This window comes from Streptosporangium sp. NPDC023963, from assembly GCF_040639135.1.
GTDB lineage: Bacteria > Actinomycetota > Actinomycetes > Streptosporangiales > Streptosporangiaceae > Streptosporangium.
Genome location: NZ_JBEZZK010000002.1, coordinates 72,286 through 72,533, shown reverse-complemented (window position 1 = coordinate 72,533; position 248 = coordinate 72,286).

Here is a 248-nt window from a genome sequence, read left to right as displayed (position 1 = left end):
CGTCCGAGTCACCCTGTTAGGTCTGGTGCGTCACTTCGGCCTAGAACCGGGGTGGGCCACCGACCTAATCAGCTCAAGTATTGAGTGGCTGAAAGACCATCCAGACTCCGAACAAATGCGAGCCACCCTGTTAGGTCTGGTGCGTCACTTGGACCTAGAACCGGGGTGGGCCACCGACCTAATCAGCTCAAGTATCGAGTGGCTGAAAGACCATCCAGACTCCGAACACGTCCGAGCCACCCTGATAG